This window comes from Kineococcus rhizosphaerae (genome assembly GCF_003002055.1).
GTDB classification, from domain to species: Bacteria; Actinomycetota; Actinomycetes; order Actinomycetales; family Kineococcaceae; genus Kineococcus; species Kineococcus rhizosphaerae.
Genome location: NZ_PVZF01000001.1, coordinates 828,372 through 852,953 on the forward strand (window position 1 = coordinate 828,372; position 24,582 = coordinate 852,953).

Below are 24,582 nucleotides of genomic sequence, written 5' to 3' on the forward strand. Positions count from 1 at the left end.
GTTTCCGGCGCGTCAACTCCGCACCGGTCGTGTGAACTGTTCGTTACGGGGCCCGCCGCCGGGGCGTGCCCGTGCCAGGATCGTCGCGGCGCCCAGCCCTCCCCGCTCCCGGGGAGTTCCCGTGACCGCACCCACCACCGCACCCACCACCGCACCCACCGCCGCACCCACCGCCGCACCCACCGCCGCACCCACCGCCGCACCGTCCGCTCCACCGTTCGCGCGGTTCGCGTCCCTGCGCCGCGGGGACCCCGCCCCCGGCTGGCTGCACCGCACGGTGCTCGACGCCTGGGGCCTGCCCGCCGCCACCTCGCTCACGCTCATCGCCGTCTCGGAGAACGCGACCTTCCGCGTCGAGACCGGCGGGTCACCGGTCGGGGTGCTGCGGGTCCACCGACCCGGGTACGTCGCCGACGCCGCGCAGATCGAGGCGGAGCTGCACTGGGTGCGGGCCGTCGGCGAGGACACCGACGTGCGGGTGCCCGAGGTGCGAGCGCTGCGCGACGGTTCCCTGGTCCACGCCTTCACCGACGAGACCGGCGCGCGCTGGTTCGCCGTGCAGTTCGGGTTCGTCGACGGCGAGGTCCTCGAGGACGTCCTGGCCGCCGGCGACGTCGACCTGGACGTCGTGCGCGCCCGGTACGCCGAGATCGGCGCGACGACCGCCGCGCTGCACGAGCACGTCGGCGCCTGGACCCCGCCGCGGGGTTTCACCCGGTTCGACTGGGACCTCGACGACGCGCTGGGGGCGGGCAGCCGCTGGGGCGACTGGCGCCGGGCCGCCCTGAGCCCGCAGCAGCGGGACGTGTGCGAGCGGGGGGAACTCGCCGCGCGCGCCGTCCTGGCCACCGCGACCCCGACCGGGCTCGTCCACGCCGACCTGCGCCCCTCGAACCTCATGGTCGACCGGGCGGGGCGGCTGACCGTCATCGACTTCGACGACTGCGGGTGGGCCAGGCTGCTGTGGGACTTCGCCGCCGCCCTGAGCTTCATCGAGCACGAGGACTTCACCCCCGCGCTCGCCTCGGCGTGGCTGGCCGGCTACCGGACGGTGCGCCCGCTGTCCGAGGAGGACCTCGAGGTCGCGGCGGCGCTGTCCGTCGTGCGCCGGCTGCAGATGCTGGGCTGGACCACCACCCACCGGCAGGACGCCCTGCCCCCGGCGGTCTGGGCCGCGCAGGTGCCCGGGACGGCGCGCGTGGTGGGAGAGTACCTGCGCCGCCCCCGCTGGCTGTTCGAGGACGGTGCGCGCTGAGCCGGCCGGAGTGCGGGGCGGGACGGGCGAGGGGACGATGACCGCGTGAGCAGCGACGCGATCTCCCGCACCGGATCCCGCGACGGCGTGCGGCAGGTGGTCGTGGTGGCCAGCGCGGTGCTCGGCATCGCCGGTGCCGCCATCGGTTCGGGGGCGTTCGGGGGTACCCCGATCGCCTCGGCCGCCGGTGGGGCGCTGTCGGCGGACTCGACGCTGGTGGCTCCCGCCGGACCCGCGTTCGGCGTCTGGTCGGTGATCTACACCGGGCTCGTCGGGCTGTCCGCCTGGCAGGCGCTGCCCGCGCACCGGGAGGACCCCCGCCAGCGCGCGACGGGGTGGTGGACGGCGGCGTCGCTGCTGCTGAACGCGGTGTGGATCGGGACCGTCCAAGCCGGGGGCCTGTGGCTGTCCGTGGTCGTCATCGCGGTGCTGCTCGTCGTCCTCGTGCGGACCTTCACGCTGCTGCTGCGCGAGCGGCCCACCTCGCGGGTCGAGGCGGTGCTCGTCGACGGGACCGTGGGGCTCTACCTGGGGTGGGTGTCGATCGCGACGGTGGCGAACACGGCGGCGGCACTGCGCGCGTCGGGCCTGACGGGCGGTGAGACCGGCTGGGCCGTGGGCGTCCTCGGCGTCGCGACCGCGGTGGGCGCGTTCACCGCGGTGCGCTCGCGCGGGCGGCTGGCGTTCGGCGCGGGCCTGGCCTGGGGGCTCGGCTGGGTCGCGGCGGGACGCGCGGGGGCCGAGCAGAACACCTCCACGACCGTCGCCGTCGCGGCGGGGGTGGCCGCCACGGTGGTCGCGGGGACCACCGTGGCGGCTCGGCTGTCGAACCTGCTCCTCAGCCGCGCACGACGGCGGCGACTCGGCTGACGGCCTCGGCGACCGGGACCTGCTCGGACCCGCCGCTGCGGCGGTCCTTCAGCTCCACGAGCCCCTCGGCCAGCCCCTTGCCCACGACGAGGATCGTCGGGACGCCGATGAGCTCGGCGTCCTTGAACTTCACGCCCGGGGACACCTTCGGGCGGTCGTCGTAGAGGACCTCGACGCCGGTGGCCTCGAGCTCGGTGGCGATCCGCTGCGCCGTCTCGAAGACCGCCGCGTCCTTGCCCGTGGCGACGACGTGGACGTCGGCCGGCGCGAGCGCACGGGGCCAGACCAGCCCCTTGTCGTCGTGGTTGCCCTCGGCGACGCAGGCCATGGCCCGGGTGACGCCGATGCCGTAGGACCCCATGGTCACGACGACCTGCTTGCCGTTCTCGTCCAGCACCTTCAGGTCCAGGGCCTCGGCGAAGCGGCGGCCGAGGGCGAAGATGTGCCCGATCTCGATGCCGCGGGCCAGTTCCAGCGGACCGGAACCGTCCGGGGCGGGGTCGCCCTCCTTGACCTCGGCGGCCTCGACGAACCCGTCGGGGGTGAAGTCGCGGCCGGCGACGAGGTCGTAGACGTGCCGGCCGGGGGCGTCGGCGCCGGTGACCCAGGCCGTGCCGTCGACGACGCGCGGGTCGACGAGGTAGCGGATGCCGGAGGCGTTCTCCGAGCCCAGGGCACCGGGCCCGATGTACCCCTTGACCAGCGCGGGGTGCTTCGCGAAGTCGGCGGCCTCGAAGGGCTCGACCTCGGCCGGGGACAGCGCCGCCTCCAGCCGCTTGGCGTCGACCTCGCGGTCGCCGGGAACCCCGATCGCCAGCGGTTCGCGCGTCCCGTCCGGGTGCCTGAGGACCACGATGACGTTCTTCAGCGTGTCCGCGGCCGTCCACGGGCGGTCGGCGCGCGGGTGCTTCTCGTTCGAGACCGCGACGAGGGTCTCGATGGTCGGGGTGTCGGGGGTGTCCTCGACGTGCGCGGCGGGCAGGCCGTCGAAGGGGACCGGAGCGGGCGCCAGGGTCGTCACGGCCTCGACGTTGGCGGCGTACCCGCCGGGCGAGCGCACGAACGTGTCCTCACCGATCGCGGTGGGGTGCAGGAACTCCTCGCTGCGCGAACCTCCCATGGCCCCGGACATCGCCGAGACGATGACGAAGTCCAGGCCCAGGCGGGCGAAGATCTTGACGTACGCCTCGCGGTGCAGGTCGTAGGACTTCTCCAGGCCCGCGTCGTCGACGTCGAAGCTGTAGGAGTCCTTCATCGTGAACTCGCGGCCGCGCAGGATCCCCGCGCGCGGACGCGCCTCGTCCCGGTACTTGGTCTGGATCTGGTAGATCGACAGCGGCAGGTCCTTGTACGAGGAGTACAGGTCCTTGACCAGCAGCGTGAACATCTCCTCGTGCGTGGGCGCCAGGAGGTAGTCGGCGCCCTTGCGGTCCTTGAGCTTGAAGATGCCGTCGCCGTAGTCGCTCCAGCGGTTCGTCGCCTCGTAGGGCTCGCGCGGCAGCAGCGCCGGGAAGTGGACCTCCTGGGCGCCGGCGGCGTCCATCTCCTCGCGCACGACGGCCTCGATCTTGCGCAGGACCTTCAGCCCCAGCGGCAGCCAGGTGTAGATCCCGGGGGCGGCGCGCCGGACGTACCCGGCCCGCACCAGCAGCTTGTGGCTGGCGACCTCGGCCTCGACCGGGTCCTCCCGCAGGGTCCGCAGGAACAGGGTCGACATCCGCATCAGCACGGGAGCCAGGGTACCGGCGCCCCCTCAGCCCAGCCGGTACGTCCCGGGGCGGCGCTCGGCGAGGTAGTCCACGACCTCCCGCGCCCGGCGCAGGTCGTCGGCGTCGACGTCGGCGACGAGCAGCGCGGGGGCGTCGTCGGGCCCGACGGCCAGGACGCGCCCGTCGGGCCCGACGACGACGGACCCGCCGCTGAACCTCTCCCCGTCGGGGGCCGGGCCGTGGTGGTTGGCGTAGGCGAGCGCGACGCGGTTCTCGTAGGCGCGGGCGGGCAGCAGCACCCGCGCCACGCTCGGGTCGCTGATCGCGGTGGGCACCACGACGACGTCGGCCCCGGACAGGGCCAGGCCGCGCACGGTCTCGCCGAACTCCACGTCGAAGCAGACGAGGACGCCGACGCGCAGCCCGGCGACCTCCACGACCAGCGGGGTCCCGTCACCGGGGCCGAACGCGGCGCGCTCGGCCGGGCCGTACAGGTGCGTCTTGACGTAGCGGCCCAGGACGGTGCCGTCGCGGTCGACGACGACGGCCGTGATCCGGGGAACGCCCGCGTCCTCGTGCGGTTCGCTGACCACCAGGGCCACACCGGTGCGCCGGGCCACGTGCTGCACGCGCGGCAGGACCGTGGGGTCGGGGTGCACCCGGCCGGGGTCGTAGCCGCTGGTGAACAGCTCCGGGGTGAGCAGCAGGTCGGCCCCGGCGCGGGCGGCCGCGGTGGCCGCCCGCTCCAGCGTTTCGAGGTTGGCCGCGACGTCGGCGCTCGCGGCCTCCTGGGCGACGGCGATCCTCACCGCGGCTCACCCGCCGGGACCGGGGACGGCCGTTCCAGCCGGGACCGGTGGCGGCCGTAGCCGAGGTGGACGGCCACGCCGACCAGCGTCCAGGCGCCGAAGGCGATCCAGGTGCCGGTGCCGAGGTTGAGGGCCAGCAGCACGCACATCGCGGCGCCCAGCAGCGGGGTCCAGGGGAAGAGCGGGACGCGGAACGTGCGGGGCAGGTCCGGGCGGGTGCGCCGCAGGACGACGACCGAGACGTTGACGAGGGCGAAGGCGGCCAGCGAGCCGATGCTCGTGGCGTCGGCGAGCGCCCCCAGGGGCACGAGGGCGGCCAGGGCGGCGACGGCCCCGCCGACGATCGCGGTGTTGAGCACGGGGACGCCGCGGCGGTCCAGGCGGCCGAAGACGGCCGGGGCCAGTCCGTCGCGGGCCATGCTGAACAGGATGCGCGTCTGCCCGTAGAGCACGGTGAGCACGACGCTGGCGATGGAGACGAGGGCGCCCAGGGAGAACACCACGCCGACCCACGTCTGCCCGGTGACCTCGCGCAGGATGTCGACGAGGGCGACCTCGACGCCGTCGAACCACGTCCACTGCCGCGCCCCGACGGCGGCGAGCGCCACCAGGCAGTAGATGGCGGTGATGACGACGAGGGACAGCACGATGGCGCGCGGCAGGTCGCGGCGGGGGTCGCGGGCCTCCTCCCCGGCGGTGCTGGCGGCGTCGAACCCGATGTAGGAGAAGAAGAGCCGGGAGGCGGCCGCGGTGGCCCCGGCCACGCCCAGCGGCGCGAACGGGGTGAGGTTGCCGGCCCGGAAGGCGGTGAACGCGACGGCGCAGAACAGGGCGAGCACGACGAGCTTGACGACGACCATGACGGCGTTGACGGTGGCGCTCTCCTGGGCGCCGCGGACCAGGAGCAGGACGGCGCCGACGACGACGAGGGCGGCGGGCAGGTTGACGACCCCGCCGGAGCCGGGCGGCTGGACGGTCCAGGCGGGCAGGGTCAGGCCGCTGACGGCGTGCACGACGTCGGCGACGTACTGGCCCCAGCCGACGGCGACGGCGGCGACCGAGACGCCGTACTCCAGCAGCAGGCACCACCCGCACAGCCAGCCGGCGAACTCCCCGACGGTGGCGTAGACGTAGGAGTAGCTGGACCCGGCGACGGGCACGGCGCCGGCCATCTCGGCGTAGGACAGGGCCGACAGCAGGGCGGTGAACCCGGCCAGCACGAAGCTGACGACGACGGCGGGCCCGGCCAGGGGCACGGACTCGCCGAGGACGACGAAGATGCCGGTGCCCAGGCTGGCGCCGATGCTCAGGGCGGTCAGCTGCCACAGCCCCAGGGAGCGGCGCATGCTGCCCGCTCCGCCGGTGCCGTGGCCGGCCTCGGAGACGATCTGGTCGACGGGTTTGGTGCGCAGCAGCTGGGCGCGCAGGCCCGGCCGGGTGGTGCGGTCCACGGGACTCCTTCGTCCGGAGGTGTTCGGGTTCTCGTCCGGTGCGTTCACGCGCTGCGGCGCGGCGGGTCGGACAGGGCGGGGCTGACGACCCACAGCACCCGGGCGGGGCCGTTCGCGGTGGCCCGGAAGCTGTGGGGGCGGGCGGGGTCGAAGGTGAAGGCGTCCCCAGCGCTCAGCACGACGTCCTCGGCGGGTGCGGGGTCGGGGCCGGCGAAGCGCAGTTCGATCTCGCCGGCGAGCACGAGCGCGAACTCGACGTCGGCGTCGAGGCCGTAGGGCTCCTCCCCCGACCCGCCGCCGGCGTCCAGTTCGCTGACGATGACCGCCACGCGTCGTTCCCCGACGGGGGTGAGCAGGGACTCGCGCAGGCCGTGCCCGCCGAAGGTGATGGGCGGGTAGTGCCCGGCGCGGAGGACCTCGCCGGCCGGGGCCGGGGTGAAGAGGCTGCCCACGGCCAGGTCGAGGGTGGTGCACAGGCGGACCAGGGCGGCGACGGAGGCGGTGGCGCGGTCGCGTTCGAGGCGGGACAGGAAGCCCTTGGTCAGGCCGCTGGCCTCGGCGACCTCGGCGACGGTGCGGCGCTGGGCCAGGCGTGTGGTGCGCAGCCGGGCCCCCACGAGTGCCGCGCCGCCGGTGGTCCCCGGTTCCCCGGGGTCGTCCGCCGCCGTCTCCTGCACCGTTCCTCCTGCTCCCGTCGCCGTCGCGTCGCCGCAGTCTGGCACCGCCGGGCGCGATCTGAAAACCCCCTGGCTCCAGAGGTAAACAAAGGTTGACCGATGCGGGGCGACGCGCCACTGTGGGGCCATGTCGTCCCCCAGCACCCCTCCGTCGCCGCAGGGTCCGGTCGACGCCACCCGCGTCCCCCGCTACGGCGGCCCCGCCACCTTCGCGCGCCTGCCGCGCCTGGACGAGGTCTCGCGCGCCGACGTCGCCGTCGTCGGGCTGCCCTTCGACTCCGGCGTCAGCTACCGGCCCGGGGCGCGGTTCGGCCCCGGGCACATCCGGGCCTCCTCCAAGCTGCTGCGTCCCTACAACCCGGCCCTGGGCGTCTCCCCGTTCGCCCCCCAGCAGGTCGCCGACGCCGGCGACCTCGGCCTGAACCCGTTCGACATCGGCGAGGCGCTGCGCGAGACCGAGACGGCGCTGACGCGGCTGACCGAGGACGGGGCGACGGTCATGGCCCTCGGCGGGGACCACACCCTCGCCCTGCCCGCGCTGCGCGCCCTGGCCAAGCAGCACGGCAGGCTCGCGGTCCTGCACTTCGACGCCCACCTCGACACGTGGGACACGTACTTCGGGGCGCCCTACACGCACGGCACCCCGTTCCGCCGCGCCAGCGAGGAGGGCCTGCTGGACCTCGAACGCTGCCTGCACGTCGGTACCCGCGGCCCCCTCTACAGCGAGCAGGACCTCGAGGACGACGCCGTCCTGGGCTTCCAGGTCGTGCGCTCGGACGACTACGAGGTCGACGGCGTGGCCGGCGCGGTGGACCGCGTGCGCCGCCGCCTGGGCGACGGCCCGGTCTACGTCTCGGTTGACATCGACGTCCTGGACCCCGCCGCGGCCCCCGGCACGGGGACCCCCGAGGCCGGTGGCCTCACCAGCCGGGAACTGCTCAACACGCTGCGCGGGCTGACGGGCCTGAACGTCGTCGGCGCCGACGTCGTGGAGGTCGCCCCCGCCTACGACCACGCCGAGATCACCGGGATCGCCGCGGCGCACGTCACGTACGAGCTGCTGTCCGTGCTCGCCGCGACCCGGGCGGGGCGCTGAGATGACCCTGCCCACCGGCACCAGCACCGAGGACGAACTGCCCCAGGCGCCCACCGGCGGCGCCGGTCCGCTGACCATGCTCGTCCCGGACTTCCCGTTCCCCTACGACGACTACCTCGCCCACCCCGCCGGGCTGGGCTCGGTGCCCGCCGAGCGCCTCGGCACCGAGGTCGCCGTCATCGGGGCGGGCATGTCCGGGCTGGTCGCGGCGTACGAGCTGATGAAGCTGGGGCTGCGCCCGGTCGTGTACGAGGCCGGCGAGATCGGCGGCCGGCTGCGCTCGGCGGCCTTCCCCGGTGTCCCCGGCGCGGTGGCCGACCTCGGCGGCATGCGCTTCCCCGCCTCCGGGCGCGCGTTCTTCCACTACGTCGACACCCTCGGCCTGCGCACCAGCCCGTTCCCCAACCCGCTGGCCCCGCAGACCCCCAGCACGGTCATCGAGCTGCGCAACCAGGCCCACTACGCCGAGACCGCGGCGGACCTGCCCGCCGAGTTCGGCGAGGTCGCGGCCGCGTGGCGGCGCGCGCTGGTCGAGGGCGCGGAGCTGGAGGCCATGCAGGACGCGATCCGCCGCCGCGACCTGGCCACGATCAAGGAGATCTGGAACCGGACGGTCCCGCGCCTGGACGAGGAGACGTTCTACGGCTTCGTCGCCCGGTCCGCCGCGTTCTCGGCCCTGCCCTACTCCTACCGGGAGACGTTCGGCCAGGTCGGCTTCGGCACCGGCGGCTGGGACACCGACTTCCCCAACTCCGTCCTGGAGATCCTGCGCGTCGTGCACACCGACGCCGACGACCAGCACCACCGCATCACCGGTGGCGCCCAGGGCGTCCCGCTGGGTCTGTGGGAGCACGCTCCCGCCGACCTCGTGCACTGGCCCGCGGGCACCAGCCTGCGGTCCCTGCACGGCGGGTCCCCGCGCCCGGCCGTCACCCGCGTGCACCGCGGCGAGGACGGGCGCCTGCGCGTCCTGGACCGCTGGGGCACCGAACGGCCCTACGAGGCCGTCGTCGCGACCTGCCAGTCGTGGCTGCTGTCGGCGGGCATCGACACCCAGGAGTCGCTGTTCACCCACGACATGTGGATGGCGATGGAGCGCTCGCACTACATGCAGTCCTCCAAGACGTTCGTCCTGGTGGACCGCCCCTTCTGGCGCGACGTCGACCCCGCCACCGGCCGGCGCGTCCTGAGCACCACGCTGACCGACCGCATGACCCGCGGCACGTACCTGCTCGACGGCGGCGAGGGCCTCGACGACCCCGACGCCGCGGACTCCCCCGCCGTCATCTGCCTGAGCTACACCTGGAACGACGACGCGCTGAAGTGGCTGGCGCTGGACACCGACGAGCGCGTGCGGCTCATGCTGCACAACCTCAAGCAGATCTACCCCGACGTGGACATCGCCTCGCACGTCCTCGGGGAGCCCATCACCGTGTCGTGGGAACGCGAACCGCACTTCATGGGCGCCTTCCGGGGGAACCTGCCCGGGCACTACCGCTACCAGCAGCGGCTGTTCTCCCACTTCGTCCAGGACGACCTGCCCGACCACCAGCGCGGGATCTTCCTGGCCGGGGACGACATCTCCTTCACCCCCGGCTGGGCCGAGGGCGCGGTCACGACCGGCCTGAACGCGGTGTGGGGCGTGGTGCACCAGCTCGGCGGGACCAGCGCCCCCGGCAACCCCGGGCCGGGTGACCGGTTCGCGGAGCTGCAGCCGCTGCGCCTGCCCTGACCCGCCGTGCGGTGGGCCGATGAGTTCGGTCCCGCCGCGCGGTCTGCCCGGCATGGCGATGACGACGAGGGTGCTCAGCGTGACCGTGACGGTGACCGACCAGGACGCGGCCCTGGCCTTCTACACCGGCGTGCTGGGGTGCGAGGTGCGGCACGACGTGGAGGTGTGGCCCGGGGCCCGGATGGTGGAGGTGGTGCCGCCGGGCTCGGACGTCGGGATCGTGCTGCTGCCCCCCGACAGCCCGCTGCCCCGGGCCGTGCGGCTGGGCACCGCCGACGCCGACGCCGCCCACGCCCGGCTCGCCGCCACCGCGGGCGTGGTGCTGCACAACGACGAGGTGCTGCGGTGGGAGGACGTGCCGCCGATGTTCCACTTCGACGACCCCGACGGCAACGGGCTCGTGTTCCTGGAGACGGACGCCGCGGACGCTCCCGGGACCGGGGGCCGGGCGTGAGGCCGGGCACCTGGGGTGCGTCCTCGTGAGGTCGTCGAGGCGACCTCCCGCGCACGGCGAGGAACGGGTGACCCGGTGTCGGATCACCGTGGAAGGCGGCTCCGTCGCGTTCGGATCACGGCGCTACCGGCCGCGCTCACCCCTCGATGCCACCAGGACCCCACCCGCTCCCAGGGCGGCCAGGCCGGCGCAGACCCGCAGGAGGACGTCCAGGGCGCGAACCCGCGTCAGCAGAGCCGCCAGGGCGAAGCCGACCGTCGCCACCAGGAAGAGGGCCGCCACACGTCGCAGCTGAGGTCCACCACCTGACACCGCCGCTCCGTCCAGTCGAGGCCGAGCTCGTGGACGAGCTCGTCCGGTTGCGTCGACCCACCGTGTTCACCGCTGCAGGAGCGCAGGTCTCGTGCGTGGATGCGCGCGACGCACGATCGTCCCGCTGCCCGGGCGTCCGGGGCCGGTCACAGGAGGCGGACGTCGTACTCGCCGAAGCGCCGGTCGACGCTGAGCAGTCGCAGTCCCCGCCGGGCGGCCTGCGCGATGAGCATCCGGTCGAAAGGGTCGTCGTGGTGGCGCGGCAGGGCGCCGGCCGCCAGGCCGTCGTCCACGGTGACCGGCAACTCGGTGAAACCCTGCTGCTCGAGTTCCTCGCGCAGACCGTCGGGGACGGTCAACTTGCCCAGAGCAGCCTTGATCGACATCTCCCACGCCGAGGCCGCGGAGACGAACACCTCGTTCCCGCCGTCGGCCACGGCGGCGCGCAGGCGTTCGGGCAACCGCTCGTCGTCGCTGAGCCACCACAGCAGGACGTGGGTGTCGAGCAGGAGGGCCGTCACGGTCGCGGCTCGACGTCACCGGCGCTGAAGGCGGCCACCAGGTCCTCGGGGGTGTCGTCGAAGTCGTCGGCGACGACCACCCGTCCCTTCCACGCCCCGGGACGACGCTCTCCGCGCGAGCGGGCGGGCACCAGGCGGGCCACGGGCTTGCCGGCGCGGGCGATCACCACGTCCTCACCCCGCTCGACCGCCTCGAGCAGGCGGGACAGGTGCGTCTTCGCCTCGTGCACGTTCACCGTCTGCGACACGACCACAGCCTAAGGACTAAGTCGGACTAAGTCCACGACAGGAGAGCGGTGCTGGCGGAACTCCACGGTCACCCCGCGACGAGGTCACCTCCTCCACCGACCTCCCCAGGCCGGGTACGGGCCCTAGAACAGGACCGTCGCGAACGACCCGACCTCGCGGAACCCGACCCGGCGGTAGGCCGCGAGCGCCCGGGCGTTGTAGTCGTTGACGTACAGCGACACGTGCTGGACCCCGTCGGCGCGCGAGGCCTCGACGACCGCGGCCATGCCCGGTTCGGACAGGCCCTCCCCGCGCCGGTGCGGCGGGACCCAGACCCCCTGCACCTGGACGACCTTCGGCGAGACCGCCCCGAGCTCGGCCTTGAACACGACCTCGGGACCGGCCGGGCCGGCGTCGACGCGGACGAAGGAGCGGCCCGTGGAGACGAGCTCGGCGATGCGGGCCCGGTAGGCGCCGCCGCCGTCGGGCGGGGCGGGGGCGTAGCCGATCTCCTCGGTGAACATGGCCACGCACGCGGGCACGACGAGGTCGAGCTCGCGCAGGGTGGCGCGCCGGACGGCCGGGTCCGGGCGCACGGACGGCTCGGTGTCGCAGACCATCAGCGGCTGGTGGGCGCGGACCTCGCGGACGCCGCGCCAGTGCCCCTCCAGGCGCTGCCACAGGGCCAGGACCTGCTCGGCGGGGCCGACGAGGGAGGAACAGCGCCGGCCCTCGACGCGGGCGTGCGCGGCGAACGCGTCCAGGGCGGCGGGGGTGGCCTCGACGGGCACGAGGTTCGCCCCGGCCCAGCACGCCGAGACGAGCCGGCCGTCCTCGAACCAGCCCCAGACCTGCCCGCCCAGGTCGGTGCCCGGGCGGGCGAGCAACCCGAGCAACCGCGCGGAGACGAAGAGGTTCGCCACGGGGTCGCGCTCGCACAGGCGCAGCAGCGCGGGGGCGTCGGCTCCGCTGAGCACGCGCAGGGTCCCCGAGGCGGCGGACCCTCGCGCGGCGGAGTTGGTCAGGGACACTCCGGCATCCTGCCTGCTGAAGCGCGGATGGTCGAGGTGGACACCCCGCGGCGTCCGATCAGCCGACGGTGACGGTGGGGGTGCCTGCGCTCGCGTCGTCGACGGGTTCGCCCATCTCGGCGGCCAGGCGGTTGGCCTCCTCGATGAGCGTCTCGACGATGGCGTGCTCGGGGACGGTCTTGATGACCTCGCCCTTGACGAAGATCTGCCCCTTGCCGTTGCCGCTGGCGACACCGAGGTCGGCCTCGCGGGCCTCGCCCGGGCCGTTGACGACGCAGCCCATGACGGCGACCCGCAGCGGGACCGTCATCCCCTCCAGGCCCTCGGTGACGGCATCGGCCAGGGAGTACACGTCGACCTGGGCCCGCCCGCACGAGGGGCAGGAGACGATCTCGAGCTTGCGGGGGCGCAGGTTCAGCGACTGCAGGATCTGCAGGCCGACCTTGACCTCCTCGACGGGCGGGGCCGACAGCGAGACGCGGATGGTGTCGCCGATGCCCTTGGACAGCAGGGCGCCGAACGCCGTCGCGGACTTGATGGTGCCCTGGAAGGCGGGCCCGGCCTCGGTGACGCCCAGGTGCAGCGGCCAGTCGCCGCGCTCGGCCAGCAGCTCGTAGGCGCGGACCATGACGACGGGGTCGTTGTGCTTGACCGAGATCTTGAAGTCGTGGAAGTCGTGCTCCTCGAACAGCGACGCCTCCCAGACGGCCGACTCGACGAGCGCCTCCGGGGTGGCCTTGCCGTACTTCTCCATCAGCCGCGGGTCGAGCGAGCCGGCGTTGACGCCGATGCGGATCGAGGTGCCGTGGTCCTTGGCGGCCTGGGCGATGTCCTTGACCTGGTCGTCGAACTTGCGGATGTTGCCCGGGTTGACGCGCACCGCGCCGCAGCCGGCCTCGATGGCCGCGAAGACGTACTTGGGCTGGAAGTGGATGTCGGCGATGACCGGGATCTGCGACTTCCTCGCGATGATCGGCAGCGCCTCGGCGTCGTCGGCGCTGGGGCAGGCGACGCGCACGATGTCGCAGCCCGAGGCGGTCAGCTCGGCGATCTGCTGGAGCGTGGCGTTGATGTTCGTCGTCGGCGTCGTCGTCATCGACTGCACCGAGACCGGGTGGTCGCTGCCGACCCCCACCTTGCCGACCTTGATCTGCCGGGTCTTGCGGCGCGGGGACAGGACGGGCGGCGGGAGGGCGGGAAGGCCGAGGCTGACGCTCACGGGGTCAAGTATCGCCCCGACCCCGGCCCGCGACGAACGCGGGCCGCGGTCTTCACCGGGGGTTCACCGGTCGCCTCACTGGTTGAGCGTGACGGGCCGGACGATGTCGGCGTACAGCAGCAGGACGCTCATCCCCACGAGCAGGATCGAGACGCCGTAGGCCAGCGGCATGGCCTTGGCGACGTCCACCGGGCCCGGGTCGGGCCGGCGGCGCACCCGGAACAGCGCCTTCTTGACGACCTCCCACAACGCCCCGGCGATGTGCCCGCCGTCGAAGGGCAGCAGCGGGATCATGTTGAACACGAACAGGGCGATGTTCAGGCTCGCCAGCAGCGACACGATGCGCCCGGCGCGTTCGGCGAAGGCGTCGCCGGACAGGGACGCCTCGGCGTTCAGCTCCCCGGCCAGCCGCCCGATCCCGACGATGCCGATGGGGCCGTTCGGGTCGCGCTGCTGGGTGCCGAAGGCGGCCTGGGCGACGCCGTAGAGGCGCTGCGGCAGGTTCAGCACGATCCCCGCGGTGCCCTGGAGCTGCTGGCCGACGATGCCGGGCACCTCGGAGACGGGGACACGTTCGAGGGCCGCGGTGGGCGAGACACCGAGGAACCCCGCCTCGACGGTGCCGTTCGTGGGCCTGCCGTCGGCGTCCAGGACGGGCCGCTGGGTCAGCAGCGGGGTGGCCGTCAGGGTGACCTGCCGCCCGTCGCGCTCGACGACGAGGGTGACCTCGCGCCCGCCGGCGTCGCGGATGCGGTTCGACAGCTGCACCCAGCCGGTGACGGGCTGCCCGTCGAAGGAGACGAACCGGTCCCCCGGCCGCAGGCCCGCGGCCGCCCCGGGCGTCGGGGTGGCGTCGGCCGGGCACGTCGTGGCCGTCGTGTCGGCCGGCAGCACGCACTGCTGGACGACGCCGACGGTCGTCGAGGAGCCGGTGGGCAGGCCGATGCCGGACAGCGCGACACCCATGAGGACGAACCCGAGGACCAGGTTCACGAGCGGGCCGCCGAGCATGATGAGGATGCGCTTGCCGACCGCCTGCCGGTAGAAGGCGCGGTGCTCCTCACCGGGCCCGACCTCCACGAAGCTGGCCTGCCGGGCCTCCTCGGCCATCAGCGCCCAGCGGCCCGTCGAACTCGCCCGCAGGCGCCCGTCCGGGCCGGGCGGGAACATCCCGATCATCCGGATGTAGCCGCCGAGCGGGATCGCCTTGACGCCGTACTCCGTCTCGCCCCGGCGCCGCGACCACAGGGTCGGGCCGAAGCCGACCATGTACTGGGTGACCCTGACGCCGAACCGCTTGGCGGGCAGCAGGTGCCCGACCTCGTGCAGGGCGATGGAGATCGCGACGCCGATCGCGGCGGCGAGGATGCCGACGACCCAGAGCAGGACGGTGCTCACCGCGCCACCTGCTCGCTCCGTCGAGGCGCCGGTGTCGATGCCTGCACGCCGGCCCGCACACGACTCCGTCGGAGCGTTCCGGCGCTCCAGGCACCGACGCGCCTCTCGTCGCTCACTCGCGCCACCTGCTCGCTCCGTCGAGGCGCCGGTGTCGTCACCGCGTCACCAGCCCGGTCAGCTCGTTCGCGCGCGCCCGGGCCCAGTCCTCGGCGGCGAGGACGTCCTCGACGTCGCGCGGGTCACCGGCGGGTTCGTGCTCGGCGACGACGCGGGCGACGGTGTCGACGATCCCGAGGAAGGGCAGGCGCCCGGCGTGGAAGGCCGCGACGGCCTCCTCGTTGGCGGCGTTGAAGACGGCGGGGACGGTGGACCCGCGCCGGCCGGCCTCCCGCGCGAGGTCCAGGGCGGGGAACGCCTCGCGGTCGACGGGTTCGAACGTCCAGCTCGCGGCCCGCGTCCAGTCGACCGGGGCCGTCGCTCCCGGCACGCGCGCGGGCCAGGACATGCCCAGGGCGATGGGCAGGCGCATGTCGGGCGGCGAGCACTGCGCGATCGTCGAGCCGTCGGCGAACTCGACCATGGAGTGCACGACCGACTGCGGGTGCACGACGACGTCGATGCGGTCGTAGCCGATGCCGAACAGCAGCGACGCCTCGATGACCTCCAGCCCCTTGTTGACCAGGGTGGCGGAGTTGGTCGTGACCACCGGCCCCATCGACCACGTCGGGTGCGCGAGCGCCTGCTCGGGGGTGACGTCGGCGAGCTCGGCGCGCGAGCGGCCGCGGAACGGTCCCCCGCTGGCCGTCAGGACGAGACGGGCCACCTCCTCGGCGCTCCCGCCGCGCAGCGCCTGGGCCAGGGCGGAGTGCTCGGAGTCGACCGGCACGATCTGCCCGGGGGCCGCGGCGCGGGTCACGAGCGGCCCGCCCGCGACGAGGGACTCCTTGTTGGCCAGGGCCAGCGTCCGGCCCGCGGCGAGCGCGGCCAGCGTGGGGCGCAGGCCGACGGAGCCGGTCATGCCGTTGAGGACGACGTCGCACGGGTGGGCCGCGGCCTCGGCGGCGGCCTCGGGGCCGGCGACGACGCGCGGCAGGGGCCGGCCGGCCGCGTGGGCCCGCAGCGCCTCGCGCAGGGGCGCCTCGGCCTCGGGCCGGGCCACGGCGATCAGCTGCACGTCGTGCTCGAGCCCCTGACGGGCCAGGGTGTCGACGTCGGCGCCGCCGGCGGCGAGGGCCACGACGCGGAACGCGCCCCCCGAGCGCTGGACCACGTCGAGGGCCTGGGTGCCGATGGAGCCGGTGCTGCCGAGCAGGACCACGTCACGGGCACGGTCGCGAACGGGGGAACTCACACGCCCCATCATGACGTGCGCGCCCGCGCCGCAGCCCCGTGACCAGCGCGTTGCGGCGGATCTGCACGGGATCGGCAAGGATGAGCCCCAGCACCACCGGCACCGGGAGGACATCCGTCATGCGAAGACTCGTCTCCGCGACCTCGGCCGGCGCCCTCGCGCTGGCCTCGGCCGCCTTCACGATCACGGGCGCGGTGAGCGCGTCCGCCGTCCCCGTGACGGCGACCGGGTCCTCGGGGTCCTCCGCGTCGCTGCTGTCCACGGCCGACGCGTCCGCGCAGCAGGCCGCCCTCGACTACTGGACGCCCGAGCGGATGGCGCAGGCGACCCCGGTCGACCGCGTCGTGCCCGCGCGGGCGCGGGCGGGCACCGCGTCCAGCACGACGTCCGGCACCACGCCCGCCACGACGTCCGACGCGACGAGCGCCCCCTCCACGCACCGTTCGACCCTGGCGACCGGCGCCGCCCCCGCCATGACCCGGCAGACCCGGTCGGCCGCCGACGTGGTCACCGGGGCGTCGGTGAGCCGGGCCACGACGTGGACCGGTACCGCCGTCCCGACCGTCGGGCGCCTGTACTTCACCCAGGGCCGCGGCAAGTACGAGTGCAGCGCCAGCAGCGTCGCCTCCCCCCGGGGCAACGTCGTCGTCACCGCCGGGCACTGCGTCACCGAGGGCGGTCTGGCCTCGACCAACGTCGTCTTCGTGCCGGGGCTGACGCCGACGTCCGAGCCCAACGGCCGGTTCTCCGTGACGAAGCTGTTCACCACCGCGCAGTGGAAGAACGGCGACCAGGCCTCGGCGGCCGCGCTGAACTACGACGTCGGGTTCGCGGTCGTCGCCACCGGCACCAACGGCAAGTCGCTGCGGGACACCGTCGGCGCCTACGACGTCGAGTTCTCCGACGCGCTCGGGCAGGTCACGGTCCTGGGGTACCCGGGGCAGGGCCCCACGGCCGACGGGAACACCCTGCAGTTCTGCTCGGGGTTGCAGTTCGTCGACAACGGCGACGACGCCACGACGGACCACGCCACGCAGTGCGACCTCGCCGGGGGTTCCAGCGGAGGTCCGTGGCTGCGCGGCTTCGACGCGGCGCGCAGGACGGGGACCGTCACGTCGGTCGTGAGCTTCAGCTACGACGACGGCTCCGGCATCCTCTACGGCCCCCGGTTCGGGGACGTCGTCCAGGCCGTCTACACCGAGACCCTCGCCGCCTCCTGACCACCGCACGACGAAGGGCCCTGCCGGGGTTCGGCAGGGCCCTTCGTCGTGCGCCGGGGGTCAGAGCGGGAAGTTCACGTACTTCGTCTCCAGGTACTCCTCGATGCCCTCCAGGCCGCCCTCGCGGCCGAACCCGGAGGCCTTGACCCCACCGAAGGGCGCGGCGGCGTTGGACACGAGCCCGGAGTTCAGCCCGACCATCCCGGTCTCCAGCGCCTCGGCCACCCGCATGGCGCGGTCCATGCCCTGGGTGAAGGCGTAGGCGATCAGCCCGTACTCGGTGTCGTTGGCCAGGGCGACACCCTCCTCCTCGGTGTCGAACACGACGACGGGGGCGACCGGGCCGAACGTCTCCTCGGTGAGCAGGCGCGCGCCGACGGGGACGTCGGTGACCACGGTGGGGGCGTAGAAGTAACCCGCCTCCCCCACCGCCTGCCCGCCGACGACGACCCGGGCCCCGGCCTCGACGGCCTCGGTGACGCGCTGGGCGACGTCGTCGCGGGCCCGGGCGTCGATGAGCGGCCCGACCTGGGCGCCGTCCTCGGTGCCGCGGCCGACGACGAGGGAGCCCATGCGCTCGGCGAGCTTGCGGGAGAACTCCTCGGCGACGGGACGCTGCACGTAGAACCGGTTCGCGGCGGTGCACGCCTCGCCCTGGTTGCGCATCTTGGCCAGCATCGCGCCCTCGACGGCCTTGTCGACGTCGGCGTCGTCGAAGACGACGAACGGGGCGTTGCCGCCCAGTTCCATGGAGATCCGCAGCAGCTGCTGGGCGGACTGCTCGACGAGCTTCTTGCCCACCGGGGTGGAGCCGGTGAACGTCAGCTTGCGCAGCCGCGGGTCGGCGATGAGCGGGGCGACGACCTTGCTCGTCGTGGACGTCGTGATGACGTTGACGACCCCGTCGGGCACCCCGGCGTCGGCGAGGGTCTGGGCCAGGTACAGCGTCGTCAGCGGGGTCTGGGTCGCGGGTTTGACCACGATGGTGCAGCCGGCGGCCAGGGCCGGGGCGATCTTGCGGGTGCCCATGGCCAGCGGGAAGTTCCACGGCAGGATGGCCAGGACCGGCCCGACGGGCTGCTTCATGGTGAGCAGCCGGGACCCGCCGACGGGATTCTGGGAGTAGCGCCCGGAGATGCGCGGGGCCTCCTCGGAGAACCAGCGGAAGAACTCGTTGCCGTAGGCGACCTCGCCCTTGGCCTCGGCCAGGGGTTTGCCCATCTCCAGCGTCATGAGCAGGGCGAAGTCGTCGGCGCGCGCGGCGACGAGGTCGAAGGCCTTGCGCAGGATCTCGGCGCGCACGCGGGTGGGGGTCTTGGCCCACGCCGGGGCCGTGGCGACCGCGGCGTCGAGGGCGGCGGTGCCGTCCTCGACGGTGCCGTCGGCGATCTCGACGAGGGTCCGGCCGGTAGCGGGGTCCTCCACGGCCACGGTCGCGCCGCCGGTCGCGGCCCGCCACCGCCCGCCGATGAACAACCCGGTCGGGACGGTGGAGAGGAGTTCGGACTCGCGGGTGGAGTCGATCGTCGTGCTCATGGTGTCGGTCCCTCTCGTGCTCAGTTGGCGGCGAAGACGCGGTCCAGGACGTCGAACGCCTGGTTCAGCAGGTCGTCGCCGATGCTCAGCGGCGGCAGGAAGCGCAGGACGTTGCCGTCGGTGCCGCAGGTCAGGACGATGACGCCCTGCTGCGCGGCCTCGGTCGCGACCTTCTTGGCCAGGGCGGCGTCGGGTTCGGTGGTGCCGGGCTTCACGAGTTCCACGGCGACCATGGCGCCGCGGCCGCGGACGTCGCCCACGCGCGGGTCGCGCGCGGCCAGGGCCCGCAGGCGGCCGAACAGGATCTCCTCGAGCCGGCGGGCGCGGGCGAGGAGGTCCTCGTCCTCGATGGTGCGCAGGGTCGCCAGGGCCGCGGCGGTGGCCAGCGGGTTGCCGCCGTAGGTGCCGCCGAGGCCACCGGTGACGGGGGCGTCGACGATCTCGGCGCGGCCGGTCACGGCCGACAGCGGCAGTCCGCCGGCGACGCCCTTGGCGATGGTGACGAGGTCGGGCTCGACCCCCTCGAGGTGGCTGGCGAACCAGGCGCCCGTGCGCGCGACGCCGGTCTGCACCTCGTCGGCGACGAACACGACGCCGTTCTCCTTGGCCCAGGCGGCGATGGCGGGCAGGAACCCGGGCGCGGGGACGATGAACCCACCCTCGCCCTGGACGGGCTCGATCACGATCGCGGCGAGGTTGGCGGCGCCGACCTGCTTCTCCACGACGGCGATGGCGCGGGCGGCCGCGGCCGGGCCGTCGAGGCCGTCGCGGAAGGGGTAGCTCAGCGGGGCGCGGTAGACCTCGGGCGCGAACGGCCCGAAACCGTTCTTGTAGGGCATGTTCTTGGCCGTCATGGCCATCGTGAGGTTGGTGCGCCCGTGGTAGGCGTGGTCGAACACGACGACGGCCTGCCGACCGGTGTGGGCGCGGGCGATCTTCACGGCGTTCTCGACGGCCTCGGCGCCGGAGACGAAGAAGGCGCTCTTCTTGGCGAAGTCGCCGGGAGTCAGCTCGGCGAGGCGCTCGGCCAGCTCCACGTAGGAGTCGTACGGGGTGATCATGAAGCAGGTGTGGGTGAACCGCTCGACCTGCTCGGTGACGGCGGCCACGACGGCCGGGGCGGAGTTGCCCACGGTGGTCACGGCGATGCCGGAGCCGAGGTCGGCGTAGGAGTTGCCGTCGACGTCGACGACGACGCCGCCCCCGGCCGCGGCGGCGTAGAAGGGCATGGAGGACCCGACGGCGGCCGAGACCGCGGCGGTGCGCCGGGCGGCGAGCTCGCGCGACCGGGGTCCGGGGACCTCGGTGACGAGCCGGATCTCCTGCGGGAGCGCGGGGCCCCCCTGGCCGGTGGTGCCCTGCTGCGCCTCGTGGCTGAGCGTCGTCATGAGGCGACGGTAGGCCCGTCGGGCCGTGTCCGCAGTGCCCGATCTGCACCGTCGACGTGCTCGCAGCGGTGCAAGATGTCCTGCGTGGTGCAGCTCGCCGACCTCCTCGCGACCCCGTCCCTGGACCTGCGTCTCGTCGTCGGCGACCCGGGCGTCGCGGTGCGCTGGGTCGCGACCAGCGAGCTCGACGACCCGACCGCCTTCCTGGAGGGCGGTGAGCTGCTGCTGACCACGGGGCTGCGCGTGCCGCGCGCGGGGTGGGCGCGCTGGGTCGAGCGGCTCGTGGCCGCCGGGGTCTCGGGCGTGGGCTTCGGCGTCGGCCTCAGCCACCGCACCGTGCCGCGGACCCTCGTGACGGCCGCGGGCACGGCCGGGCTCGCCCTCGTCGAGGTGCCGGTCCCGACCCCGTTCATCGCCGTCTCCCGGCGCCTGGCGGACCTGCTGCGGCGCGGGGAGAACGAGGCCGAGGCGGCCGCCGCCCGGGCCCAGCGCGACCTCACCGTGGCCGCGACCGGGCCGGACGGGACCCGCGCCGTCCTGGTGCGGGCCGCGCGGGCCGTCGGGGGGTCGGCCTGGCTGCTCGACGCCGCCGGCACCGTGCTGGCCGCCAGCACGGCCGCCGCACCGTCCGCGGCGGCCCTCGACGGGTTGCGGCGCGTGCGCGGGCAGGGCGCCCGCGCGGCCTGGAGCGAGGTGACGGCCACCGGGTCGTCGACGTTGCTGGCCAGCGGCACGTCCCGCTGGCTGCTGGTGACCGGCGCACCCGGCGCCCCGCGCGCCGTGCGGGGCACCCTCGGCACCGCCGCGGCCCTGCTGGGCCTGCTCACGTCCCGCCCGGGCGGGGAGGCGACGTCGGTCCTGACGGCCGTGGTGGTCGACCTCGTCCTCGACGGGCGGGTGGACCCGGCCCGGCGGCTGGCCGGCACCGTCGGCCTCGACCTGCCCGACCCCGTCGTCGTCGTGCGGTGGGCGGGGACCGCCCCCGCCGGTGCGCTCGTCGCCGAGCGCTACGCGCTGTTCGGCGCGGGTGAGGTCCCGGCCCTGGCCGGGCGGGCGGGCGTCGGGCGCGCCGTGGCGCTGACCGGGGCCGGCGAGGGCCGGCGCACGGCCGACCTCGCGTTCGCCCGGACCACCGCCGAGCGCCCGGTCGTCCTCGCGGGCGACCGGTCGCTGCCCGACCTGCTCGACGGGGAGGTCCTGACCCGCTGGTCGCGCGAGCGCCTCGCCGGTCTGGACCCCGAGCTGCGGGAGGCGGTGCAGGTGTTCCTGGCCCACCACGGAGCCCGTCAGCCCACCGCCGAAGCCCTGGGCCTGCACCGCAACACGTTGCGGCACAGACTCTCCCGCGCCCAGGAGATTCTGGGCGTGTCGTGGGAGGACCCCACCGACCGCGCGGAGGTGTGGCTGGCCCTGACGGCCCGGCCGAGCTGACAGACTGCCCGCCGTGGCCCTCGATCCCGCCGCCCTGCCGGCGTCCGCCCTGGAGTTCCTCGCCGAGCGGCACCTCGCGACCCTGACCACCCTGCGCGCGGACGGCTCACCGCACGTCGTCCCCGTCGGCTTCACCTTCGACCCCGCGACCCGCGAGGTCCGCGTGATCACCTCCGGCACCTCGCGCAAGGCCGTCCACGCCCGGCGGGGGTCGCGCTGCGTCGTGGCGCAGGTCGACGGCCGACGCTGGCTGTCGCTGGAGGGCGAGGGCCGCGTCCTGACCGACGCCGGGGCCGTGCGCGACGCCGAGGAGCGGTACGCCGTGCGCTACCGCACCCCGCGGGAGAACCCCCAGCGCGTCGTCGTGGTCTTCACCGTCGACCGCGTGCTCGGGTCGGTCCCGCCGTGGGACTCGCCGACGGGCCGCTGACGGGGGTCAGCCTCGCTGCGGGCCGCATCGTCCGCGCGGCTCGGCCCAGTGCCCGCCGCCGCGCAGGTGCGCGAGCACCAGGTGCTCCAGGCGCGTGCGCGGCACGGCGTGGGCGAGGACCTCCGCCGGCGGCCGGCGGAACACGAACTTCGCGACCGCCCGGTCGGCCGCGCCGTCGCGCACGACCTGCCCGACCTCGAACCGGCGCGCGAAGCGCACGATGCCGCTGTCCGGGCCCAGAGCGCCCAGCAGCGGGTCGAGCAGCCAGGAGCGGCAGTGGAACTCCCTCGCACCCAGGACGCGGGCGGCCCGCGCGAAGGAGTCCGCCACAGCCGCTTCGCTCAGCCCGCCGCCCTCCGGGACGTGGACGGCGTGCCCGTCGTCGTCGGGCCGTCGCTCGAACTGCAACCGCCCGAGGGCGACGACGTCCGCGCGGACGAGCCCGAGCAGCCAGTCGACCTCGATGTCGTCGCCGTACGCACCCAGCTTGCGGTCGACGTCGGCGAGCGTCGCGGTGGTCGTCTCCTCGTCCAACCCGAACCGGACGAAGCGGCGACGCACCTCGGGCTCCAGACCGGCCACGGCTGCGACGAACCGCGGCACCGTGAGGTCCAGCACGGGGGCCCGGTCCGCCTCCAGGGCCGCCCGCACGGCCTGCTCGTCGTCCACCTCGTCGGCCACCGCTAGCGCTCGAACGTCACCATGAGCTCGACCACGCGGTCCAGGAAGGCGTCCACGGGGGCCTCGCGGTACCCGCGGGCCCCGCGCCGGGGGCGGAACAGCGCGCCGCGCACGTCGTCGGCGCTCAGCGCCACCCGTCCGCCGAAGTGGTCGGCCAGCAGCGCGCACAGGGCGTCGACGTCGCGGGGGCTGTACCCGCGGCGCAGCCCGCGCGCCCGGGGGAAGCGCTCGCCCCGGCGCTCGGACAGCCGTCCCGAGACGGCCGCTGCGAGGGCGGCACGGCGCTCGGCGTAGTGCCGCTGGTCGTCCTGGGCCAGGGCGTGGTCGCGTTCGCGGCGGGCGAGGGCGTCCTCGACCTCGGCGAGCAGGGCGTCGGTGTCCTCGACGTCGTACCCGCCGAGCTGCGAGCCGAACCCGACCGCCCGGACCTGGGCCGAGGCGACCTTGCCGGCCGGCACGGCCCGGGCGAGGTGGTCGAAGAACAGGTCGACGTCGCCGACCCGGTACCCCCGGCGCAGACCCCTGGCCCGCGCCGGGCGCTCGAGGATCAGCTGCGACAGCTGCGGGCCCTCGACGTCGGTGCTCACGCGGTGGGCTGCTCGGGTCCGATGGCCGCGAGCTGCCCGCAGGCCCCGTCGATCTCGCTGCCCCGGGTGTCGCGCACGGTCGTCGGGATGCCGCGGGCCTCCAGGGCCGCGACGAACGCCTTCTCCACCGCCGGGTCCGACGCCGTCCACTTCGAGCCCGGGGTCGGGTTCAGCGGGATCGGGTTGACGTGGACCCAGCCGCGGCCGCGGGCGTTGAGCAGCTTGCCGAGCCGGTCGGCGCGCCAGGCCTGGTCGTTGATGTCGCGGATGAGCGCGTACTCGATGCTGACGCGGCGGCCGGTGGACTCGAAGTAGCGGCGGGCCGCGTCGAGGGCCTCGCCGACGTTCCACCGCTGGTTGATCGGCACGAGGTCGTTGCGCAGCTCGTCGTCGGGGGCGTGCAGGCTCAGGGCCAGCGTCGCGGCGATGCCCTCGGCGGCGAACTTGTCGATCGCCGGGACGAGCCCGACGGTCGACATCGTGATGCCCCGGGCGGAGATCCCCAGGCCGTCGGGGGCGGGCTGGGTGAGCCGGCGCACGGCGGCGACCGCGGACTTGTAGTTGGCCAACGCCTCCCCCATGCCCATGAAGACGACGTTGTTCACGCGCCCCTCGCCGCCGGGGACCTCACCGCGGGCCAGGGCCCGGGAGGCGGCCGTGACCTGCTCGACGATCTCGGCCGTCGACAGGTTGCGGGTCAGCCCGGCCTGGCCGGTGGCGCAGAACGGGCAGTTCATCCCGCAGCCGGCCTGGCTGGAGATGCAGATCGTGTCGCGGTTCCGGTAGCGCATGAGCACCGACTCCACGAGGGCGCCGTCGTGCAGGCGGTACAGCGTCTTGACCGTGGTGCCCTTGTCCGCCGTCAGGGTGCGGATCCCCGTCAGCAGCGTCGGCAGCAGCGCCTCGGAGATCCTCGCGCGGCTGGCCGCGGGCAGGTCCGTCATCTTCGCGGGGTCGTCCTCGAGCCGCTCGAACCACTGCGTGGCGAGCTGCTTGCCGCGGAACGCCTTCTCGCCCAGCGCGACCATCGCCTCCCCGCGCTCGGCGGGCTCGAGGTCGACGAAGTGCCGCGGCGGCTTGCCGCGGCGCGGGGCCGACATGACGAGCTTGCCGGGGCCGGCCGGGGCCAGCGGCAGGGGCTCGCGGGGCGGGGAGGTGAGGTCTGCGGGAGTCGACATCGTGACTCCATGGTAAGG

24 protein-coding genes are annotated in these 24,582 nt (G+C 74.6%); 8 read left to right on the plus strand and 16 right to left on the minus strand.

The window, feature by feature from the left end; genetic code table 11:
- Positions 1-121 precede the first annotated feature (121 nt).
- Together CLV37_RS03980 and CLV37_RS03985 are read left to right on the plus strand one after the other, a co-directional pair.
- Positions 122-1,255, plus strand: coding sequence for a phosphotransferase enzyme family protein (locus CLV37_RS03980; RefSeq protein ID WP_106207100.1), 1,134 nt, complete (start codon positions 122-124; stop codon positions 1,253-1,255).
- A 45-nt stretch (positions 1,256-1,300) separates the two neighbouring features.
- Positions 1,301-2,125 (plus strand): tryptophan-rich sensory protein, encoded by an 825-nt coding sequence (locus CLV37_RS03985; protein WP_106207102.1) that lies wholly within the window; start codon positions 1,301-1,303, stop codon positions 2,123-2,125.
- Here the strand turns inward: CLV37_RS03985 and CLV37_RS03990 are convergent.
- Genes CLV37_RS03990 through CLV37_RS04005 form a run of 4 tightly spaced genes read right to left on the minus strand, consistent with a single transcriptional unit; the run spans position 2,094 to position 6,771 of the window.
- Positions 2,094-3,854, minus strand: coding sequence for a proline--tRNA ligase (locus CLV37_RS03990; protein ID WP_106207104.1), 1,761 nt, complete (start codon positions 3,852-3,854; stop codon positions 2,094-2,096). The genes CLV37_RS03985 and CLV37_RS03990 overlap by 32 nt on opposite strands.
- Positions 3,855-3,878: 24 nt before the next feature.
- Entirely contained in the window at positions 3,879-4,643 is a 765-nt protein-coding gene (locus CLV37_RS03995; RefSeq protein WP_106207106.1) for a nitrilase-related carbon-nitrogen hydrolase, read from the minus strand.
- Positions 4,640-6,094 (minus strand): amino acid permease, encoded by a 1,455-nt coding sequence (locus CLV37_RS04000; protein ID WP_211298343.1) that lies wholly within the window; start codon positions 6,092-6,094, stop codon positions 4,640-4,642. Before CLV37_RS04000 ends, CLV37_RS03995 begins: the two co-directional genes overlap by 4 nt.
- 44 nt (positions 6,095-6,138) lie before the next feature.
- On the minus strand, positions 6,139-6,771 hold the full coding sequence (locus tag CLV37_RS04005; RefSeq protein ID WP_245885226.1) for a helix-turn-helix domain-containing protein: 633 nt from the start codon (positions 6,769-6,771) through the stop codon (positions 6,139-6,141).
- A 127-nt stretch (positions 6,772-6,898) separates the two neighbouring features.
- Here CLV37_RS04005 and speB point away from each other — a divergent pair, with 127 nt between their 5' ends.
- From speB to CLV37_RS04020, 3 genes are read left to right on the plus strand one after another with little or no spacing between them, the layout of a single operon-like run.
- Positions 6,899-7,867, plus strand: coding sequence for an agmatinase (speB, locus tag CLV37_RS04010; RefSeq protein WP_106207108.1), 969 nt, complete (start codon positions 6,899-6,901; stop codon positions 7,865-7,867).
- Position 7,868: 1 nt separating this feature from the next.
- The gene (locus tag CLV37_RS04015; RefSeq protein ID WP_106207110.1) at positions 7,869-9,599 is read left to right on the plus strand and encodes a flavin monoamine oxidase family protein; all 1,731 of its coding nucleotides are present in this window, start codon (positions 7,869-7,871) and stop codon (positions 9,597-9,599) included.
- Between the two features lie 19 nt (positions 9,600-9,618).
- Positions 9,619-10,053: a VOC family protein gene (locus CLV37_RS04020; protein ID WP_106207112.1), complete on the plus strand. Its 435-nt coding sequence runs from the start codon at positions 9,619-9,621 to the stop codon at positions 10,051-10,053.
- A gap of 123 nt (positions 10,054-10,176) precedes the next feature.
- Here CLV37_RS04020 and CLV37_RS27385 read toward each other — a convergent pair whose 3' ends face one another.
- From CLV37_RS27385 to dxr, 7 genes are all read right to left on the minus strand, one after another.
- On the minus strand, positions 10,177-10,335 hold the full coding sequence (locus tag CLV37_RS27385; RefSeq protein ID WP_170127040.1) for a hypothetical protein: 159 nt from the start codon (positions 10,333-10,335) through the stop codon (positions 10,177-10,179).
- Positions 10,336-10,511: 176 nt separating this feature from the next.
- Complete coding sequence (locus CLV37_RS04025; RefSeq protein WP_106207114.1) at positions 10,512-10,886, minus strand: type II toxin-antitoxin system VapC family toxin; 375 nt, start codon at positions 10,884-10,886, stop codon at positions 10,512-10,514.
- A complete protein-coding gene (locus CLV37_RS04030; RefSeq protein WP_106207496.1) occupies positions 10,883-11,134 on the minus strand; it encodes a type II toxin-antitoxin system Phd/YefM family antitoxin in 252 nt (83 codons plus the stop codon). Before CLV37_RS04030 ends, CLV37_RS04025 begins: the two co-directional genes overlap by 4 nt.
- A 123-nt stretch (positions 11,135-11,257) precedes the next feature.
- The gene (locus CLV37_RS04035) at positions 11,258-12,145 is read right to left on the minus strand and encodes a GNAT family N-acetyltransferase (RefSeq protein WP_106207116.1); all 888 of its coding nucleotides are present in this window, start codon (positions 12,143-12,145) and stop codon (positions 11,258-11,260) included.
- A gap of 58 nt (positions 12,146-12,203) precedes the next feature.
- The gene (gene ispG, locus CLV37_RS04040) at positions 12,204-13,364 is read right to left on the minus strand and encodes a flavodoxin-dependent (E)-4-hydroxy-3-methylbut-2-enyl-diphosphate synthase (protein ID WP_106207118.1); all 1,161 of its coding nucleotides are present in this window, start codon (positions 13,362-13,364) and stop codon (positions 12,204-12,206) included.
- 75 nt (positions 13,365-13,439) lie between these two features.
- Positions 13,440-14,762, minus strand: coding sequence for a M50 family metallopeptidase (locus CLV37_RS04045; RefSeq protein WP_106207120.1), 1,323 nt, complete (start codon positions 14,760-14,762; stop codon positions 13,440-13,442).
- A 154-nt stretch (positions 14,763-14,916) separates the two neighbouring features.
- Positions 14,917-16,122: a 1-deoxy-D-xylulose-5-phosphate reductoisomerase gene (gene dxr, locus CLV37_RS04050; RefSeq protein WP_106207122.1), complete on the minus strand. Its 1,206-nt coding sequence runs from the start codon at positions 16,120-16,122 to the stop codon at positions 14,917-14,919.
- A gap of 110 nt (positions 16,123-16,232) precedes the next feature.
- Here dxr and CLV37_RS04060 point away from each other — a divergent pair, with 110 nt between their 5' ends.
- Positions 16,233-17,333 (plus strand): trypsin-like serine peptidase, encoded by a 1,101-nt coding sequence (locus tag CLV37_RS04060; RefSeq protein ID WP_146149288.1) that lies wholly within the window; start codon positions 16,233-16,235, stop codon positions 17,331-17,333.
- A 60-nt stretch (positions 17,334-17,393) separates the two neighbouring features.
- On the opposite strand, the gene CLV37_RS04065 is transcribed toward CLV37_RS04060, so the two are convergent.
- Both CLV37_RS04065 and gabT read right to left on the minus strand, forming a co-directional pair.
- Positions 17,394-18,869: an NAD-dependent succinate-semialdehyde dehydrogenase gene (locus CLV37_RS04065; RefSeq protein WP_106207129.1), complete on the minus strand. Its 1,476-nt coding sequence runs from the start codon at positions 18,867-18,869 to the stop codon at positions 17,394-17,396.
- A 20-nt stretch (positions 18,870-18,889) separates the two neighbouring features.
- Positions 18,890-20,257 (minus strand): 4-aminobutyrate--2-oxoglutarate transaminase, encoded by a 1,368-nt coding sequence (gabT, locus tag CLV37_RS04070; protein WP_106207131.1) that lies wholly within the window; start codon positions 20,255-20,257, stop codon positions 18,890-18,892.
- A gap of 84 nt (positions 20,258-20,341) precedes the next feature.
- Here gabT and CLV37_RS04075 point away from each other — a divergent pair, with 84 nt between their 5' ends.
- Both CLV37_RS04075 and CLV37_RS04080 read left to right on the plus strand, forming a co-directional pair.
- Positions 20,342-21,688: a PucR family transcriptional regulator gene (locus tag CLV37_RS04075; protein ID WP_170127041.1), complete on the plus strand. Its 1,347-nt coding sequence runs from the start codon at positions 20,342-20,344 to the stop codon at positions 21,686-21,688.
- Between the two features lie 13 nt (positions 21,689-21,701).
- Entirely contained in the window at positions 21,702-22,118 is a 417-nt protein-coding gene (locus tag CLV37_RS04080; RefSeq protein ID WP_106207135.1) for a TIGR03618 family F420-dependent PPOX class oxidoreductase, read from the plus strand.
- A gap of 6 nt (positions 22,119-22,124) precedes the next feature.
- Here CLV37_RS04080 and CLV37_RS04085 read toward each other — a convergent pair whose 3' ends face one another.
- The 3 genes from CLV37_RS04085 to rlmN are packed head-to-tail and all read right to left on the minus strand — an operon-like array spanning position 22,125 to position 24,564.
- Positions 22,125-22,799: a hypothetical protein gene (locus tag CLV37_RS04085; protein ID WP_106207137.1), complete on the minus strand. Its 675-nt coding sequence runs from the start codon at positions 22,797-22,799 to the stop codon at positions 22,125-22,127.
- A 2-nt stretch (positions 22,800-22,801) separates the two neighbouring features.
- The gene (locus CLV37_RS04090) at positions 22,802-23,386 is read right to left on the minus strand and encodes a DivIVA domain-containing protein (RefSeq protein ID WP_106207139.1); all 585 of its coding nucleotides are present in this window, start codon (positions 23,384-23,386) and stop codon (positions 22,802-22,804) included.
- On the minus strand, positions 23,383-24,564 hold the full coding sequence (gene rlmN, locus CLV37_RS04095) for a dual-specificity RNA methyltransferase RlmN (RefSeq protein ID WP_106207141.1): 1,182 nt from the start codon (positions 24,562-24,564) through the stop codon (positions 23,383-23,385). Before rlmN ends, CLV37_RS04090 begins: the two co-directional genes overlap by 4 nt.
- Between the last annotated feature and the right edge of the window lie 18 nt (positions 24,565-24,582).